Origin of the sequence: Lysinibacillus sp. G4S2 (genome assembly GCF_030348505.1) — a bacterium.
Taxonomy (GTDB): Bacteria; Bacillota; Bacilli; order Bacillales_A; family Planococcaceae; genus Lysinibacillus.
In genome coordinates this window covers 1,183,303-1,201,764 of the sequence record NZ_JAUCFJ010000002.1, presented here as the reverse complement: position 1 = coordinate 1,201,764, position 18,462 = coordinate 1,183,303, and the positions used below count along the sequence as shown (strand labels likewise).

General features: G+C 38.8%; 14 protein-coding genes and 1 pseudogene. 3 read left to right on the top strand and 12 right to left on the bottom strand.

The window, feature by feature from the left end:
* Position 1: 1 nt before the first annotated feature.
* Both QUF91_RS06080 and QUF91_RS06075 read right to left on the bottom strand, forming a co-directional pair.
* A complete protein-coding gene (locus QUF91_RS06080) occupies positions 2–937 on the bottom strand; it encodes an ATP-binding cassette domain-containing protein (protein ID WP_289417155.1) in 936 nt (311 codons plus the stop codon).
* On the bottom strand, positions 934–1,947 hold the full coding sequence (locus QUF91_RS06075) for an ABC transporter ATP-binding protein (RefSeq protein WP_289417154.1): 1,014 nt from the start codon (positions 1,945–1,947) through the stop codon (positions 934–936). The genes QUF91_RS06080 and QUF91_RS06075 overlap by 4 nt, the downstream gene beginning before the upstream one ends.
* A 940-nt stretch (positions 1,948–2,887) precedes the next feature.
* Between QUF91_RS06075 and QUF91_RS06070 the strand changes: the two are divergent.
* From QUF91_RS06070 to QUF91_RS06060, 3 genes and pseudogenes are all read left to right on the top strand, one after another.
* Positions 2,888–3,675, top strand: a pseudogene (locus QUF91_RS06070) (MBL fold metallo-hydrolase).
* A 428-nt stretch (positions 3,676–4,103) separates the two neighbouring features.
* Positions 4,104–5,633 (top strand): cardiolipin synthase, encoded by a 1,530-nt coding sequence (locus QUF91_RS06065; protein WP_289417153.1) that lies wholly within the window; start codon positions 4,104–4,106, stop codon positions 5,631–5,633.
* Between the two features lie 223 nt (positions 5,634–5,856).
* Positions 5,857–6,720, top strand: a complete 864-nt coding sequence (locus QUF91_RS06060; protein WP_289417152.1) for a hypothetical protein — start codon at positions 5,857–5,859, stop codon at positions 6,718–6,720.
* Between the two features lie 57 nt (positions 6,721–6,777).
* Here the strand turns inward: QUF91_RS06060 and pyrE are convergent, their stop codons facing one another.
* From pyrE to pyrR, 10 genes are all read right to left on the bottom strand, one after another.
* Positions 6,778–7,407, bottom strand: coding sequence for an orotate phosphoribosyltransferase (pyrE, locus tag QUF91_RS06055; RefSeq protein WP_289417151.1), 630 nt, complete (start codon positions 7,405–7,407; stop codon positions 6,778–6,780).
* Positions 7,408–7,409: 2 nt separating this feature from the next.
* Positions 7,410–8,114: an orotidine-5'-phosphate decarboxylase gene (gene pyrF / locus QUF91_RS06050; protein WP_053483365.1), complete on the bottom strand. Its 705-nt coding sequence runs from the start codon at positions 8,112–8,114 to the stop codon at positions 7,410–7,412.
* Complete coding sequence (locus QUF91_RS06045) at positions 8,114–9,025, bottom strand: dihydroorotate dehydrogenase (RefSeq protein WP_285399383.1); 912 nt, start codon at positions 9,023–9,025, stop codon at positions 8,114–8,116. The genes pyrF and QUF91_RS06045 overlap by 1 nt, the downstream gene beginning before the upstream one ends.
* Positions 9,022–9,795 (bottom strand): dihydroorotate dehydrogenase electron transfer subunit, encoded by a 774-nt coding sequence (locus QUF91_RS06040; RefSeq protein ID WP_285399384.1) that lies wholly within the window; start codon positions 9,793–9,795, stop codon positions 9,022–9,024. The genes QUF91_RS06045 and QUF91_RS06040 overlap by 4 nt, the downstream gene beginning before the upstream one ends.
* 1 nt (position 9,796) lies before the next feature.
* Positions 9,797–12,994: a carbamoyl-phosphate synthase large subunit gene (gene carB / locus QUF91_RS06035; protein ID WP_289417150.1), complete on the bottom strand. Its 3,198-nt coding sequence runs from the start codon at positions 12,992–12,994 to the stop codon at positions 9,797–9,799.
* Positions 12,987–14,087, bottom strand: a complete 1,101-nt coding sequence (locus tag QUF91_RS06030) for a carbamoyl phosphate synthase small subunit (RefSeq protein WP_285399388.1) — start codon at positions 14,085–14,087, stop codon at positions 12,987–12,989. The genes carB and QUF91_RS06030 overlap by 8 nt, the downstream gene beginning before the upstream one ends.
* Entirely contained in the window at positions 14,087–15,364 is a 1,278-nt protein-coding gene (locus tag QUF91_RS06025) for a dihydroorotase (protein ID WP_285399389.1), read from the bottom strand. Before QUF91_RS06025 ends, QUF91_RS06030 begins: the two co-directional genes overlap by 1 nt.
* 1 nt (position 15,365) lies before the next feature.
* Positions 15,366–16,244: an aspartate carbamoyltransferase catalytic subunit gene (locus QUF91_RS06020; protein WP_285399390.1), complete on the bottom strand. Its 879-nt coding sequence runs from the start codon at positions 16,242–16,244 to the stop codon at positions 15,366–15,368.
* A gap of 204 nt (positions 16,245–16,448) precedes the next feature.
* Complete coding sequence (locus tag QUF91_RS06015) at positions 16,449–17,777, bottom strand: solute carrier family 23 protein (RefSeq protein ID WP_285399391.1); 1,329 nt, start codon at positions 17,775–17,777, stop codon at positions 16,449–16,451.
* A gap of 20 nt (positions 17,778–17,797) precedes the next feature.
* Entirely contained in the window at positions 17,798–18,340 is a 543-nt protein-coding gene (gene pyrR / locus QUF91_RS06010; RefSeq protein ID WP_285399393.1) for a bifunctional pyr operon transcriptional regulator/uracil phosphoribosyltransferase PyrR, read from the bottom strand.
* Positions 18,341–18,462: the final 122 nt, after the last annotated feature.

Here is an 18,462-nt window from a genome sequence, read left to right as displayed (position 1 = left end):
TTTATATACCCCCTGCCATCGCAACCATATGTGTTTCTGAAATGGATTTTAGTGGGTATACTTTTCCATGCTCATCATAATATTGATGTTGCTCTTTCTGATAATTCTCTTCTACTTTTTGTCGAATTAATTTCCGTTCCAAGCGTGTCTCTGGCTCAATATTTGGAATGGCAGATAAGAGACGATTTGTATAAATATGTTGTGGATCCCTATATATATCATGTCTCGTACCCGTTTCTACGAAGCGTCCTTTATACATAATGGATATATGATCACACATATGTTTTACAACACCTAAATCATGTGAAATAAATAAATAAGTAAGCCCATACTCATTTTGAATATCTTTCATAAAGTTTAGCACCTGTGCTTGTACGGATAAATCTAGTGCAGATACAGGTTCATCAGCAATAATCATTTTGGGATTACAAGCAACAGCTCGCGCTATTCCAAGACGTTGCTTTTGACCACCAGAAAATTCATGCGGATATTTTAACAATACATCTTCAGACATACCTACAATGGCTAGTAACTCTTTTATGCGCTTACGCTCCTCTTGATCACTAAGCTTCATAAAATTCCGGATAGGCTCAGCTAAAATGTCTAATACCCGTTTTCTAGGATTCATACTTGAATGAGAATCTTGGAAAATCATTTGAATATCTTTGTTATAAGCTGAATTACGATTTCTTCGCTGGTTTGTAACATCCTCACCTTCATAGAAAATTTGACCTGACGTGATTTTTTCTAAACCAATAATGGCCTTTCCTGTCGTGGATTTTCCAGACCCTGATTCTCCTACTAAACCATATGTTTTTCCTTTTTCAAATTCCATTGTGACGCCATCAACCGCATATACCTTATCGATTACTGTATTAAAAAATCCCCCTCGAATTGGGTAATGAACGTTTAAATCGTTAATTTGCATAAAGCTCATACAGCCCCGCCTCCTTCTTCACCTTCTAAATGAAAGTGTTTCCAGCAGGTACATCTAACAAAATGACCTGGTGCAATTTCATGTAATTGTGGTTTTCTTTCATGTGCAGATGCATCTATCCACGGTATTCGTGCTGAAAATCGGCAGCCTTCCCGAGGCAAATTCTTCAGCGATGGCACCATACCTTGAATAACTTCAAGTCTCTCATTTTCACTATGTGTTTGTGGGATAGAATTCAATAGAGAACGAGTATAAGGATGTTTAGCATTATTAAATAATTCCTGAACAGGTGCTTCTTCTACTACTTCACCTGCATACATCACTGCAACTCGATCAGCCATTTCTGCCACAACGCCCAAATCATGGGTAATTAAGATAATACCTGTTTCGGTTTCTGACTGTAGTGCTTTTAATAAATCAAGTATTTGAGCTTGAATAGTCACATCTAGAGCCGTTGTCGGTTCATCTGCTATTAAAATGGATGGTTTACACGACAATGCAATGGCGATCATGACACGTTGACGCATCCCTCCAGACAATTGATGAGGGAATTGTCTTGCCACACGCTCCGGATTAGAAATACCTACTTGATTCAATAATTCTATTACTCTCTCCTCACGTTGTTGCTTTGAGAGTTTTGTATGATACACTAGCCCCTCTGCAATCTGTTCTCCTATCCGCATTAACGGATTAAGAGCGGAAAGTGGATCTTGGAAGATAAAACCAATATCATTACCACGTAAACCATTAAATTTCTGCTCATTTAGTTGCGTTAAATTTTGGTTATTATAAAGAATGTCACCTGTAACCTTTGTGTTAATTTCATTGTGTAAGCCTACAATAGTAGTTGCTAATGTACTTTTACCACAACCAGATTCCCCAACGATTGCTAATACTTCATTCTTTTTAAGCGAAAGCGAGACATCCTCTACAGCAGCGTGGTAAGTTTCTTTAATGCGGAAACTTGTAGTTAGATTTCTAATTGTTAATAGGTCATTTGCTGTATTCAAACAATCTCTCCTCCATATTCAATATTCTGAAAAATGATTATACTTACGGTTTCAAATTTATTTCAGAATCATATTTATTGAAATATTCGTTTACACCTCCATTTACATTTGTAAACGCCTTAATAATTTTTTTACTTTTTCAGCCAACCAAAATAGATGATAGAATTGTCTGAAAATTAATCGTAATATTATTTTATATGGAAATAATACATTAAATCAAGTACATTTTTTGAAATATTGTAAATATACAAATAAATAAATCCCATACATCTTAATCAAATAATCTTATTAGCTTAATTATTTCTTTACTTAATTGTTTGTTTCTTTTTTAATCCTTTACCTACACTCTTCGATTTTTATTATCTAAATATAATATTTTTTTATAAATAATATTTTTCATTTCTAATAAATACACTTAAATTTCTCGATTAATTCTATATAACAGTTAAAAATCATCATTTTTCATCATTATACAAAAATCCCCATTTTAGTTATTTTTATTTTCAATATATAGTTTTCTCATTTAAAGCGTTAAAAACTTAAAATCATTATCGCTACACTGAAAAAGTAATTTTGGGATATCTTTTTTCTAACCACTTACGTACTTCTTGATTACAATTAAATATATTTTTTCTAAAAAAATAATTAACTTTATAAATAATATATGTAGAATTAAAGGAAAAATATGATAAAAATTCGAATAATAGCAACATAATCAATTATGCCTCAGCATAATTGTGTCTGGAATCGGCATTGTGCTTGCACAAGAAACTCCTTTCCGGATCCGTAACATCCATCGGAGATTTTGGCCAACAGATGTTTTTTGTGCGAAAGCGTAGCGTCAGCAACAGATGTTTTTTGTGCGAAAGCGTAGCGGCAGCAACAACAGATGTTTTCGAAGTTAAAATTTGATTAATTAATTTAAGGGGGCGTATTTTTAATGATTAATATAGTAGATTCTTGGTTTACAGTAGAAGAAATTAATGAAGAAACGTTTGCAATAAGCGAGTATGGGCATTGGGAAAAAGTCCATTCATTTTTACTTATCGGGACAGATAAAGCTGTTTTAATTGATACTGGTTTAGGAATCGATAATATCGAAAGGATTTGTAATCAACTAACCTCTTTACCTATTACGGTCCTCACTACCCATGTTCATTGGGACCATATCGGAAGTCATGGGCAATTTGAGAATATTTACGTACACAAGGAAGAAGCTGATTGGCTCGTAAATGGCATTAAGAAGTTATCAATTGAGCAGATCAGAAAAGACGTTAGTCGCGATATAACGATACCTACGCCCAAAACGTTCGATCCTGAAACATATAAACCTTTTCAAGGACAGCCTTCTGGTATTTTAGAGGATGGAGATATTATAGATATCGGCAATAGAAAATTGTCTATACTGCATACTCCCGGCCACTCACCGGGGCATATTTCTATTTTAGATCATAACAATGGTTATTTATTTACTGGCGATTTACTGTATGATAAAACGCCGATATATGCTTTTTTCCCTACAACAAATCCAGTAGATTTAGTAGATTCCTTAGAGAAGATAGCGAACTTACCTAACATTACGAAGATTTTTGGGTCTCATAATACATTGGGGCTTGATTCCTCCATTTTAATAGAAGTAAAAAGGCAGTTAATACGTTGAGAGAAGAGGATCTTGTAAAATTCGGTACGGGAATTCATCATTTTAAAGGGTTCAGTGTTCAATTTTAATCGAGTAGGAGGTGATAACCAGCCTCCGAACCGTATATGGCAATTACATGCAGTCTAACGGACAGTGCTTTTGTATCTCACTGTCCGTTATTTTATGTCTCTCCTTACCTCTTGAATACCTAGTTCTCTTTATGTATTCTATGGTTCTATTAAGAAAGTTCATCTTGGAATGTTTGCTTTATCAAAATAAAGGGAAAGTAATTCATACTTGGTTTACTATAGAAGAAATTAATGAGGAAATGTTTGCAATTAGCGAAAATGGACACAATAGATTTGCTCATTACTAGTAAAAACGATACGTTATAGAAGGCACATACGAAAATGTCTATATTGTTAAAAAAAAGAAAACAATTTATCATAAAACTATGAAAGTACAACTTCCTCTTATGGAATTTATATTTAAGAAAGAATAGGTGAAAATGCATCATATGAAAAATCGCGTCGTCCAATTACTATTTGTATTTACAATTGCAGCAATTATGCTCATATTCTTAAATAAGACCATCATTCCCTTATCTACCTTAATCGGCTTACTATGGCCTATCACACTTATAGGGATTGCTTTCGTTATTTTTATTGAAAATCGTTCTCCGCAAAGTACATTGGCTTGGTTTTTAGTATTAATAATACTCCCTGGTATTGGTGTATTTATGTACTTACTTTTCGGAAGAAGTCACTGGAGAAGAAGGAAACATTTACATCGTTCAGAAGAAAGAAGAGTATTATTCCGTGAAATTTTAGCAGGGAAAAGTTTTGATCTAGAAAACTCCCTCTCTTTAAATGAACGATCCACCTATTTGACGCAAGTTATACAAAAATTTGGCGGTGGTCCTGTTGCTAATGAAACAACAACAAAACTCTTAACAAACGGGGATGAAACATTTACTGAAATCTTACGAGCGATTGAAAATGCTACACACCATATTCATATTCAATACTATATTTATCGATCAGATGAAATCGGAACAGAAATTCGAGATGCCTTAATAAGGAAAGCAAAATCTGGTGTGATCGTACGTTTTCTTTATGATGGACTCGGAAGTAATAAATTAAAGAAGAATTTCTTACAACCAATGAAAGAAGTAGGGATTGAAGTAATCGAATTTGATTCTATTCTTTCACCTTGGCTATTAGAGACCGTCAATTATCGTAATCACCGTAAGATTGTTATTGTAGATGGGACAATTGGTTTTACAGGTGGACTCAATGTCGGGGATGAATATCTTGGCCGTTCGAAGAAGTTTCCTATTTGGCGTGATAGTCATTTAAAAATAGAAGGAAAAGCATTATTTAAACTACAAGCCATTTTCCTAGAAGATTATCTCTACGCCACTAGTCGTTTAAATACTGAGTCTTGGAATCAATACATGGATAGAGCATACTTTCCTGCTCAAGGCATTCAGCAAGCAGAAGGTGCCGTACAGATCGTTGCGAGCGGACCTAGCTCAGATGATACAAGTATTCGAAATGCTTTATTGAAAATTATGGGCTCTGCAAAAAAGTCAATTTGGATTGCCACTCCATACTTTATTCCTGATCAGGAAACATTAACATTATTACGTTTGAGTGCACTTTCCGGAGTAGATGTCCGAATTTTATATCCTGGAAAAGGCGATAGCATCATTAGTGATCAAGCATCCCAATCATACTTTACACCACTTCTAAAAGCGGGAGTCTCCATTTACAGCTATAAAGATGGATTTATGCACGCTAAAATTGTACTTGTTGATGATGAAGTTGCATCAATTGGTACAGCAAATATGGATATTCGTAGTTTTGAGCTTAATTATGAAATCATTGCGGTCCTATATGAATCAAAAACGGTTCTAGATATAAAAAATGATTTTGAACAAGATTTTAAAGACTCCATAGGAATTACATGGGCGGCATTTCAAAAGCGAAGTATTCAAAAACGCATGCTTGAGTCTCTTATGCGACTTATTTCTCCGCTACTGTAAGTTAATCAATTATGCTTCTGCATAATTGCGTCCGGAGGCTTTAACTTCTTTCAGTAGAAGTTAAAAAATAAACAGGCTGGGACGTAACTGGTCAAAAACTTAAAAAGCGCGAGAAATCAATTTTAGCTACGTTGATTTCTTGCGCTTTTCTGATGTGAAATATTGTAATTTTGTTTTGAAAATATACTTATGTCTCAGCCTCGAAATGGTCAAGGAAATCTTTGTGAATGTCGATGCGCTTGAGATGAAGTTGATTTCCGTTCTAGCCTACCACTTTATTACAGGTGCGATTCATGATGCTATCGGCGGTTCTCATGTTGTTATCAGCGGTTTTCTCGATTTTATCAGCGATTCTCAGCTCTTTATCAGCGATTTCTCGTTTTTATCAGCGATTCCCAGCTCTTTATCAGCGATTTCTCGTTTTTATCAGCGATTCCCAGCTCTTTATCAGCGGTTTCTCGTTTTTATCAGCGATTCCCAGCTCTTTATCAGCGGTTTCTCGATTTTATCAGCGATTCCCGGCTCTTTATCAGCGGTTTTCTCGATTTTATCAGCGATTCTCAGCTCTTTATCAGCGATTTCTCGATTTTACCAGCGATTCCCAGCTCTTTATCAGCGGTTTCTCGGTTTTATCAGCGATTCCCTGCTCTTTATCAGCGGTTTCTCGATTTTATCAGCGATTCCCGGCTCTTTATCAGCGGTTTCTCGGTTTTATCAGCGATTCCCAGCTCTTTATCAGCGGTTTCTCGATTTTATCAGCGATTCCCAGCTCTTTATCAGCGGTTTCTCGGTTTTATCAGCGATTCCCAGCCCTTTATCAGCGGTTTCTCGATTTTATCAGCGATTCTCGGCTCTTTATCAGCGATTTTCTCGATTTTATCAGCGATTGGCATTTTGGATGGAGCATCCTGCCGCTTCGCTTTCGCACATAAAACATTTGTTGGTCCAAGCGGCTCATCGGACGCCCCCAGGAAGCTCTGCTCTGTGCAAAAGCGTAGCGACAGCAACAACAAAGCGCCCAGCCGGAACGAAAATCACCCCACTTCTTTTGCCGAAGAGCCATACTTTATTTAATTTAACACAATAATTTTACAACAACATGAAAGGGTGGTAAGAAAAAATTATCATACCACCCTTCATTGAATTAAAGCTCGCCTGCTTTTAATTTTCCATGCCACTCTTTAAGGAATGGGATGTCGCCTTCATTAATAGTGCCTGATTCATTTGCTGCTTCAATTAAATAATCGAAGTTTGTTAGGGATACATATTTAATGCCCGCTTCATCGAATGCTTGTTCAGCACGTGGAAGGTTGTATGTGTAGACGCAAACTACGCCTAGTACTTCACAGCCTGCTGCGCGTAAGGCTTCTACAGCTGTGATCGATGAGCCGCCTGTAGAAACGATGTCTTCTACGACTACGACTTTTTGACCTGCTGCGTATTTTCCTTCGATTTGGTTGCCACGGCCATGCTCTTTTGCTTTAGAACGTACGTAAACCATAGGTAATTCTAAAATATCACTTACCCATGCTGCATGTGGAATGCCTGCTGTTGCTGTACCTGCTACGATTTCTGTTGCGCCAAAGTTTTCTTTAATAAGAGATGCTAAACCGTTTGCTAATTGCTTACGAATTACAGGGTCAGAAATTGTCAAACGTGTATCACAGTAGATTGGCGATTTAATGCCTGATGCCCATGTGAATAGTTCTGTTGGATTTAATTCTACTGCGCCTACTTTTAACATAGCGTGTGCGATTTCATTTTGTAATGTCATATTTATGCCTCCCATAATTCACTTACGATTTTATATGCTGCTACTGGATCTTGTGCACCTGTTACGGCACGTCCAACGACGATTAACGAAGAACCGTCACGTTTTGCGCCGTCTGGTGTTGCAATGCGTTTTTGGTCGTGTGCGTCGCCACCTGCTAATCGGATACCAGGTGTCACGCGTAAGAAATCTTCACCGCATACTTCAGCAATTGCTTTTGCCTCATGTACGGAGCAGACAACTCCATTTAGACCAGCTTGCTTTGTTAAGCTTGCGTAATGTAAGACAGATTCTTGTAAAGATAAAGCAATTTTTTGTTCTGCTTGCATTTGCTCTTCTGTTGTTGAAGTCAGTTGTGTTACTGCAATTAATGCCGCACGTTCACGCCCTGCAGGAGTACCCGCTTCAAGTCCCTCAAGTGCCGCCTCCATCATCGGACGTCCTCCTGCCGCATGAACGTTGACTAAATCTACTCCTAGTTTCGCTAGACCTTTCATTGCAGAGCCAACTGTATTAGGAATATCGTGTAACTTTAAATCAAGGAAAATATCATGGCCTAGATCTTTTACCTTTCGTACAATATCCGGCCCTTCTTGCATATATAATTCCATACCAATTTTCACGAAAAGAGGCTCATTAAAATGCTTTAGAAATTTAAATACTTCTGCTTCACCAGGAAAATCTAGTGCAAGTATTGGTTTTGTATTCATTAACGATGGCTCCTTCCGATAATTTCTGAAATATGCTCTACTCCTAATTGATCGAGCTTCGCTGGTAATTCATCAATAATATTTGGACAAACGAAATGATCAACAAAGTTTGCTGTCCCAACAGCAACTGCAGATGCACCAGCCGACATAAAGTCAATAACATCCTGTGCTTCTGTCACGCCACCCATCCCAATTATCGGAATATTGACAGCCTTGTACACCTCATAAACCATGCGAATCGCAACTGGCTTTACAGCAGGACCAGATAAGCCACCTGTACCATTGGCAATCACTGGCTTACCTGTACGCTCGTCTAAACGCATACCGATAAGTGTATTGATCATTGTAATACCATCTGCACCACCAGCTTCAACAGCTTGTGCAATTTCTACGATATTCGTTACATTAGGAGATAATTTCACGTATACAGGCACTTCAGAAACAGCTTTTACAGCTTTCACTAGCTCGCGTGCTGTTGCAGGGTCTGTACCAAATTGAATACCTCCACATTTAACGTTCGGGCAAGAAATGTTAAGCTCTAATGCTTTCACATTAGATGCAGTAGAAATGCGTTGCGCTACTTCTACGTAGTCAGCTGTCTCTGTACCAGCAACATTTGCAATGATTGGCACATCATACGCTTCTAGAAACTTTAATTCTTCGTTCATTACTTTTTCGATGCCAGGATTTTGTAAACCAATGGCATTTAACATCCCCGCTGCTGTTTCTGCTACGCGTGGAGTTGGATTGCCAGGACGTGTTTCTACAGTTGTAGCTTTAATCATAATAGCGCCAAGCTTTGATAAATCATAAAGCTGTGCATATTCACGTCCGAAGCCGAAGCAACCGGAAGCTGGCATTATTGGATTTTTTAAATCTAAGCCTGGTAATTGGATAGTTAAACGACTCATAATGCCACCGTACCTTTCGCGAATACTGGACCGTCAGAGCATACTTTGACATAATCCTTTGCTACTTGATCTGTTGTTTTACATACGCATGCGAAACAAGCACCGATACCGCAGCCCATGCGCTCTTCAAATGATAAATAACCTTCTTTTTCTGGATAGAAGCCTTCTAATGCTTTTAACATTGGTAGCGGACCACAAGAATAGAATACATCGAATTCAGGTGCTCGCGACTCTAATACATTTGTCACAAAGCCTTTTGTTCCTTTTGAACCATCAACCGTTACATAATGTGTTTCTCCAAGCGCACTGAATTGTTCCTCATAGAAGCATACATCCTCTGTTTGGAAGCCAAGTACATGGATTGTTTTAACACCACGAGCATTTAATTGCTTAGAAAGCTCATGTAATGGTGGTACACCGATTCCTCCGCCAACTAGTAGGGCTGTGCCTCCCTCTTTTACTGCTTCTACAGGGAACCCATTACCGATTGGTCCAAGAACATTAACGAGCTCACCCTCGCGATTTGTCGCTAACACTTTAGTTCCACGACCTTCCGCACGATAAATCATCGTAAATTCGTTGTTGTCTTTGTCTATGTTTGCAATACTGATTGGTCGACGTAAAAGCGGCTCCATTGAATCAGACACCTTTACATGGACAAACTGGCCAGGAGTCATATCCTGAACCAGCTCTCCACGAAGTGTCAATTCGAAAATGTTTGTCGCTATTTGCTTTTGAGAGACGACCGTCATTTTCTCTTGACGAATCATATTAGTGTACTACCTCCGCTTTTGGCATTTGTTCTGCTGTAAATGTCATTGATTCAATAACACGTACCATCGCTTCTGCTGTATCTAATGAAGTTAAGCAAGGTACGCCGTTTTCAACTGACTCACGACGGATTCGGAAGCCATCACGTGCCGGTTGCTTACCTTTTGTTAATGTGTTGACAACAAGCTGTGCCTCACCGTTTTGAATTAAATCGATTAATGTTTGACCTTTTGCACCGATTTTGCCAACTACATCTGTGCGTACACCTGCTTCTTCAAATGCTTTAGCTGTACCTTCAGTAGCGACAATACGATAGCCTACTGTTGAGAAGCGTTTTGCTAGTGCAATGGCTTCTTCTTTATCTTTATCGGACACTGTGAACAATACTGTGCCTTCTGTACGAATTTCCATACCTGCTGCAACTAAGCCTTTGTAAAGTGCTTTTTCTAATGTTGCATCTTTCCCCATTACTTCACCTGTTGATTTCATTTCAGGTCCTAAAGTAATGTCGACACGACGTAATTTAGCAAATGAGAATACTGGCACTTTAACGAAGACACCTTTTTGCTCAGCTGCTAAGCCTGTCGGATAGCCTTGTTCTACGATTGATTTACCAAGGATCGCTTTCGTTGCAATATTCGCCATCGGAATGTTTGTAATTTTACTTAAGAACGGTACTGTACGAGATGAACGTGGGTTAACCTCGATCACATATACTTCGCCTTGTGAAATAACATACTGAATGTTCATTAAGCCTATGATGCCAAGACCTTTTGCAAGGCGAGTTGTATAATCCACTAACGTATCTTTTTGCGTTTGTGTTAATTTTTGTGGAGGGTATACAGAGATGGAGTCACCAGAGTGAACCCCTGCACGCTCGATATGCTCCATAATACCTGGGATTAATACATTTTCACCGTCACAAATTGCATCTACTTCAATTTCTTGACCCGTTAAGTAGCGGTCTACTAATACTGGATGATCAGGAGATGCTTCTACTGCGTTTTCCATATAGTGTTTTAATTCATCTTGGTTGTAGACAATTTCCATCGCACGTCCACCTAGTACGTATGAAGGACGAACTAGCACAGGGAAGCCTAGACGATCACTAATAGCAAGTGCTTCTTCCGTAGATACAGCTGTTTGACCTAGTGGCTGTGGAATGTTCAAGTCGCGTAATGCTTGCTCGAATTTGTCACGGTTTTCCGCACGGTCGATATCTTCAAGTGTTGTACCTAGGATTTTTATGCCATTGGCAGCTAATTTATCAGCAAGATTAATAGCTGTTTGACCACCGAATTGTACAACTACACCGATTGGTTGCTCAAGGTCGATAATATGCATAACATCTTCGATTGTTAATGGCTCGAAGTATAATTTATCTGAAATCGAGAAGTCCGTTGATACTGTCTCTGGATTCGAGTTAATAATAATCGCTTCGTAGCCTGCTTCTTGAATTGCCCATACTGAGTGTACTGTTGCGTAGTCGAATTCTACCCCTTGGCCAATACGGATTGGACCAGAGCCAAGTACTACAACTGACGGCTTATCGGATTTAATCGATTCATTTTCATCTTCATATGTGCCATAGAAGTATGGTGTTTCAGATTCAAACTCTGCTGCACATGTATCGACCATTTTATAGACTGGGATAATGCCATTTTCTTTACGATATGCATATACTTCCTCTGGCGTTGTTTCCCAAAGCTCAGCAACTTTTTTATCTGCAAAGCCTAGACGTTTTGCTGTACGTAATACTTCTTTATCGTTTTTATTATCAGCAAGTGTTTGCTCCATATCTACGATGTTTTTGAATTTATTCAAGAAGAATAAGTCAATGGCAGACCATTCATGGATTTGCTCAATTGTTACACCGCGACGAAGTGCTTCACCGATGAAGAATAGACGCTCGTCACCTGCTTTGCGGATACGTTTTTCAATCCAAGAATCCGTGTTTTCTTCTGCATGTTTCAGCTCTAAGTGAACTTGACCTGTTTCAAGAGAGCGCACTGCTTTTAGCATAGCTTCCTCAAATGTACGACCAAGTGCCATTACTTCACCAGTCGCTTTCATTTGTGTACCAAGATTACGCTTTGCAGATTCGAATTTATCGAATGGCCAGCGTGGAATTTTTGCTACGATGTAGTCTAGAGCTGGCTCGAAGCAAGCATATGTTGATCCTGTTACAGGGTTTTTAATTTCATCTAATGTTAAACCAACTGCGATTTTTGCTGCTAGCTTTGCAATTGGGTAGCCTGTTGCTTTTGATGCTAACGCTGATGAACGTGATACACGAGGGTTTACCTCGATCACATAGTAATTAAAGCTATATGGATCAAGGGCTAACTGTACGTTACAGCCACCTTCAATTTTTAGTGCACGGATAATATCTAATGAAATATTACGTAGCATTTGGTTTTCACGATCTGAAAGTGTTTGTGTAGGCGCCACTACGATTGAGTCCCCTGTATGAATACCAACTGGGTCAACGTTTTCCATGTTACATACAACGATTGCGTTGTTAGCAGCATCACGCATTACTTCATATTCAATTTCTTTATAACCAGCGATTGATTTTTCTAGTAAACATTGTGTTACTGGAGAATATTTTAGACCAGATGTCACAATTTCCTCTAGATCTTGATCGTTGTAGCAAATACCGCCGCCTGTACCACCAAGAGTGAAGGCAGGGCGAACAATTACTGGGTAGCCAATTTTCGCTACAAAGTTTTTCGCTTCGTCTAAGTTATGGATAATATCTGATTCAGGTACTGGAGCACCTAGCTCATACATTAAATTACGGAATAGATCGCGGTCTTCTGCTTTATGGATCGCCTCTAATTTTGTACCTAGAATTTCAATATTAAGCTCATCTAAAATTCCTGATTTATCTAACTCAATAGCCATGTTTAAACCAGTTTGACCACCAAGTGTTGGTAGGATGGCATCTGGACGCTCTTTACGTAAAATACGTGATACAAACTCAAGTGAAATTGGCTCAATATATACTTTGTCCGCAATTTCTGTGTCTGTCATAATTGTCGCAGGGTTTGAGTTTATTAAGATAACGCGATAGCCTTCTTCTTTTAGTGAAAGACAAGCTTGTGTTCCTGCGTAGTCAAATTCTGCTGCTTGTCCGATAACGATTGGACCTGATCCGATTACTAAAATAGTTTCAATATCTGTACGTTTAGGCATGTTGTTTCCCCTTCCCTGCTTCTACTTCCATCATTTCGATAAATTCATCAAATAGGTGATTTGAATCCTCTGGACCTGGTGATGCTTCTGGGTGATATTGCACTGTGAAGATTGGGTATTTCTTATGGCGTACACCTTCACAAGTACCATCATTTAATGCGATATGTGTTAATTCTAAATCTGTATCTTTTAATGAATCGATGTCGACTGCATAGCCATGATTTTGAGATGTTAAATCAGTACGGCCAGTACGTAAATCTTTTACTGGATGGTTACCACCACGGTGACCAAATGGTAATTTGAAGCTTTTCGCACCGCATGCTAGTGAGAAGATTTGATGTCCTAAGCAAATACCGAACATCGGCACTTTTCCGATTAAATTGCGTACTGTTTCAATACCCTCTTGCACATCTTCAGGGTTACCTGGGCCATTCGAAAGCATGATGCCATCTGGATGCCACGCTAAAATTTCTGCTGCTGAAGTATTGTAAGGTACAACTAGTACATCACAATCACGTTTGTTTAACTCACGAAGAATACCATGTTTCATACCAAAGTCTATTAATACTACGCGTTTGCCACGACCTGGTGATGGGTATGCTGCTTTCGGTGATACTTCATGTACATGGTTTGTAATAGCTGGTGTTGCCTGTAATTTTGCCACGATTTCATCCACATTCACGTCTTCATCAGCCGCTGTTAAAATAGCCTTTACTGACCCTTTGCTGCGAATAATACGTGTTAATTTTCGCGTATCGATTCCTTCAATCCCTGGGATATCCTTTGATGTTAAGTATTCATCTACTGTTAAATCACAGCGGAAGTTTGAAGGTGTTTTTGCTAATTCACGAACTACAAAGCCACGAATAGCTGGTGTGATCGATTCAAAATCATCACGGTTAATACCGTAATTACCGATTAAAGGGTAAGTTAACGTTACGATTTGTCCGTAAAATGAAGGATCTGAAATTGTTTCCTGATAACCTGTCATCCCTGTCGTGAATACGACCTCACCTTGTGAAGCTCGCTCACTACCGAACGCTGTGCCTGTAAATACTGTGCCATCTTCTAAAATAAGTAAACGTTTTTTCATTACTCTGCCTCCTGGTATACGATATTGCCTTCAAAAATTGTAAGGACCGGCCATCCTTTTGCAACCCAGCCATTGAATGGTGTATTGCGTCCTTTTGATACAAAGCCTTCTGCATCGATTGTTTGTTCTTTATTTAAATCAATTAAAATCATATCTGCTGAAGCGCCAACTTCTAATGTGCCATATGGTAAATCAAAAATTTGAGCTGCCTTTACAGACATCCAGTCAATCAACTGTTTTAACGTCCATTTCCCTGTTTCTACAAACTGTGTGTAAAGTAGTGGGAAGGCTGTTTCAAAGCCTACAATGCCAAACGGTGCGCCTACCATACCACAGCATTTTTCTTCTACTGTATGTGGAGCGTGATCTGTAGCGATACAATCGATTGTGCCATCCATCATAGCTGCGTGAAGTGAGTCTTTATCATCTATAGCGCGTAATGGTGGGTTCATTTTCCAGTTTGCATCGTCTGAAGGAATATCCATTTCTTCAAGTAATAAATGATGCGGGCAAACTTCTGCAGTGACACGAATACCTGCTGCTTTAGCGTCTCGTACTGCACGTACAGATTCCTTCGTTGATACGTGACAAACGTGGTAGCGTGCGCCAGCAGCTTCTGCTAATAGAACATCACGTGCAATTTGAACAGATTCGCAAATAGATGGAATTCCTGGTAAGCCAAGCTCTTTATTACGCTTCCCTTCATGCATAACACCGTCGTAAATTAATGAGTTGTCTTCACAGTGTGCTACAACTACCATATCGTGCTGTGCTGCATCCTTCATTTGCTCATACATTGTTGATGCAAGCTGGATTCCAACACCATCGTCTGAAAACGCAACAGCTCCATGTGCTTTTAATTCTTCAATACTTGTGCGAACCTCACCTGAGATGTCCTTTGTTAAAGAGCCGTATGGAAGTACTCGAATGACTGCACTTTCTTTAATAAGACCGTTAATCAATTGCATATTTTCTACTGAGTCTGGAACTGGTTTTGTGTTTGGCATCGCACAAATTGTTGTGAAGCCGCCTTTTGCTGCTGATGCTGAACCTGTAGCAATTGTTTCTTTATGTTCAAAGCCTGGCTCACGTAAATGTGTGTGTACATCGACAAAGCCTGGTGCAACAACTAAACCATTACCTTCTATAATTTCTGCGCCTGCTACATTTATGTTTTGTCCAATTTCAGTAATTTTGCCATCTGCCATAGCGATATTGACTGTTTGTAGCTCGCCTTGTTCATTTAACATTTGTACATTTTGAAGAACCTTTGTCATATTATTCTCTCCCCTTTAAAATTGTTTCGACAATAGCCATCCGTGTATATACTCCATTTCGAACTTGCTCGAAAATTCGAGAACGCTCGCATTCTACTAACTCTGAAGCAATTTCCACATCACGGTTGACCGGTGCTGGATGCATAATAATTGCCTTTTCCTTCATTTGTTTCTCACGTTCAATTGTTAAACCGTACTCTTGATGATAGCTCTCTTTTGAGAAGCTTTTATTCACCTTATGACGCTCATGCTGCACACGAAGTAACATAATAACATCACTTATTTCGATTAAATCATCCCATGAATGGTGTGCTTCGAAATTGCCTGCCCATTCTTCTGGACAAAGGAAATGAACGTTTGCCCCCAATCGCTGTAACGCTAATGCATTCGATTTCGCTACACGGCTATGAGATATATCCCCTGCGATTGTCACATTCAATCCTTCAAAAGAACCAAACTCTTTTTTTATCGTATATAGATCCAGTAATGATTGTGATGGATGCTGACCAGCACCGTCACCTGCGTTAATGATTGCCACATTGATGCCTTCAAGTAGTTCATTGTAATACTCATCTTCTTTTGCTCGGATGACTACTGCATCAATACCGATCATTTCTAACGTCTTTACCGTATCGTACAGTGTCTCCCCTTTAGTCACGCTCGAAAAGCTTGCATCAAACGGGATAACAGTACAGTCAACTTTGCGCTCTGCCATTTCAAAGCTCGTTTTCGTACGTGTACTCGGCTCAAAAAACAAGTTTGCTACGTTGTATGCTCGAGATAACGATGAGGTTTCACCATTTTCAAAAGCTTGCGCACGATTTAGAATGTGGTTAATTTCTTCAATTGTTAAATGTTCCATCGATAATAAGTTCTTCATCATGTGCCTCCATTAAGTCATGTCATGAACGTCTATGTATGACGTTCTCTATTTTTTAATAAAGTAAAAGCCCCGCTGATGTCATCAACGAGGCATAAGGAGGCGTGACAAACTAGAGCAGAACATATTCCTACGTTTAGCTTGTCTACAACTTCCCTTTTTTTGCCTCTCTGGACAATTCATTAAAAGGTACTGCTTATATAATTAATCTTCTAAAATTTCTTTCTCTCTACCTGGTAATACTAAGTTTAAAATTACACCTATAATTGCTGCTAATGCCATACCTTCAAGAGCAAATGACTCAGAGAATCTAAGTGCAGCACCGCCTATTCCTACTACTAGGATTACAGATGCAATAACCATGTTTCGATTATTCCCAAAGTCTACTTTGTTTTCAACTAGCATACGTAAACCACTAGACGCGATAATACCAAATAATAAGATTGAAATACCACCAAGAACTGCGGTTGGTATTGTTGAAATTAATGCCATGGCTTTCCCAAAGAACGACACGATAATCGCAATGACTGCTGCTCCCATGATAACATACACGGAATAGACACGTGTGATTGCTAAAACTCCTATATTTTCACCGTATGTTGTTTTCGGTGGTCCGCCGATTAAAGCACTCAGTAATGTCCCTAAACCATCCCCTAAAATGGAGCGGTGAAGGCCTGGATCTTTCACATAATTTCGATTTACTACTTTCCCCAGAACTAATTGGTGACCAATATGTTCTGAAATCGTTACGATGACGATTGGTACCATTGCAAGTAAAATTTTAGCTGTAATATTGAATTCGTAGTCCACACCTGGAATCAAAAAGTCCGGTGAAGCGAAAAATGATGCTTCTTTTACTGGAGTAAAATCAACGATTCCAATAAACACTGAGTAGATATATCCAACAATTAGCCCCATAAGAATAGGCATAGCACTTAAAATATTTTTAAAGTATACCGTGAAAATAATCGCTGCTAATAACGTGACTAAAGCTGCTGAAAAATGTAATCCACTGTATTGAGATACTGTTTCAACAACTCCTGTTGTCTCGTTTACCTGTTCTACATTTATATTCATTGCCATATTTACTGCTGTACCTGACAGTCCTAAACCAATTACGATAATAACGGGTGCCACAACAATTGGTGGTAGCAAACGCATTAACCATTTATAGCCTGTCTTCCAAATGATTAAAGACACAATTCCGTAAACTAGACCGACCGCTAGTGCCCCCATCATAGCATTCCCTGGATTCACACTAGCTTTATTTGCATCTAATCCATTCGCTGCGATTAGAATTGGTGAGATGAAAGCAAATGATGAACCTAGATATGCCGGTACTTTAAACTGTGTTACTAATAAGAAAACAAGTGTTGCAATCCCACTCGTTAAAAGGGCGATTGCCGGACTAAGACCTACCAGCTGAGGGACTAAGATCGTTGACCCAAACATGGCAAACATGTGTTGGAAACTTAATGTCACTAGTTGGACCGGTGTCGGTTTATCCTGTATATCTAATACTGCTTTTGACATAATGTTTCCTCACTTTATAGTTAGTCTTCTTTATAAATAATGACGCAATCTTCTCCGTCTACTTCTTGTAAATTTACGACTATACGTTCAGATCCAGATGTTGGAACGTTTTTGCCAACATAATCTGCTCGTATTGGAAGCTCTCTGTGACCTCTGTCGATAAGTACTGCCAGTTGAATTTGTGCAGGTCGTCCTAAATCCATCACTGCATCTAGTGCTGCTCGTACTGTACGCCCAGTATATAAGACATCATCAACTAGAATAAGCTTTTGATTACCTACAACGTAATCAATATCAACTTGCTCAACATGCGCCTGCTCGTTTTCATGCTTTGTTGATAGATCATCTCGATAAAGTGTAATATCAAGCTCCCCAGTACGAATTGGTTTACCTTCAATTTTTTCAATTCTTTCTGCAAGGCGTTTTGCGAGAAAAGCACCTCGCGTTTTAATGCCGACTAAAATACATTCATCTATCCCTTTATTACGTTCAATAATTTCATGCGCAATACGTGTTAATGCTCTTGCCATTGACTGTCCATCTAACAGCTCATTTTGTGCCATATAAATTTCCTCCTCTCTTCTATCTATTGTTGGCTATGTGTCCATAAAAAAACCTCTCGAGGCGAATAGCCTGAGAGGGTTGAATGCGTGTTTAAATAGCATGTTGAAAAATTTGCATCACA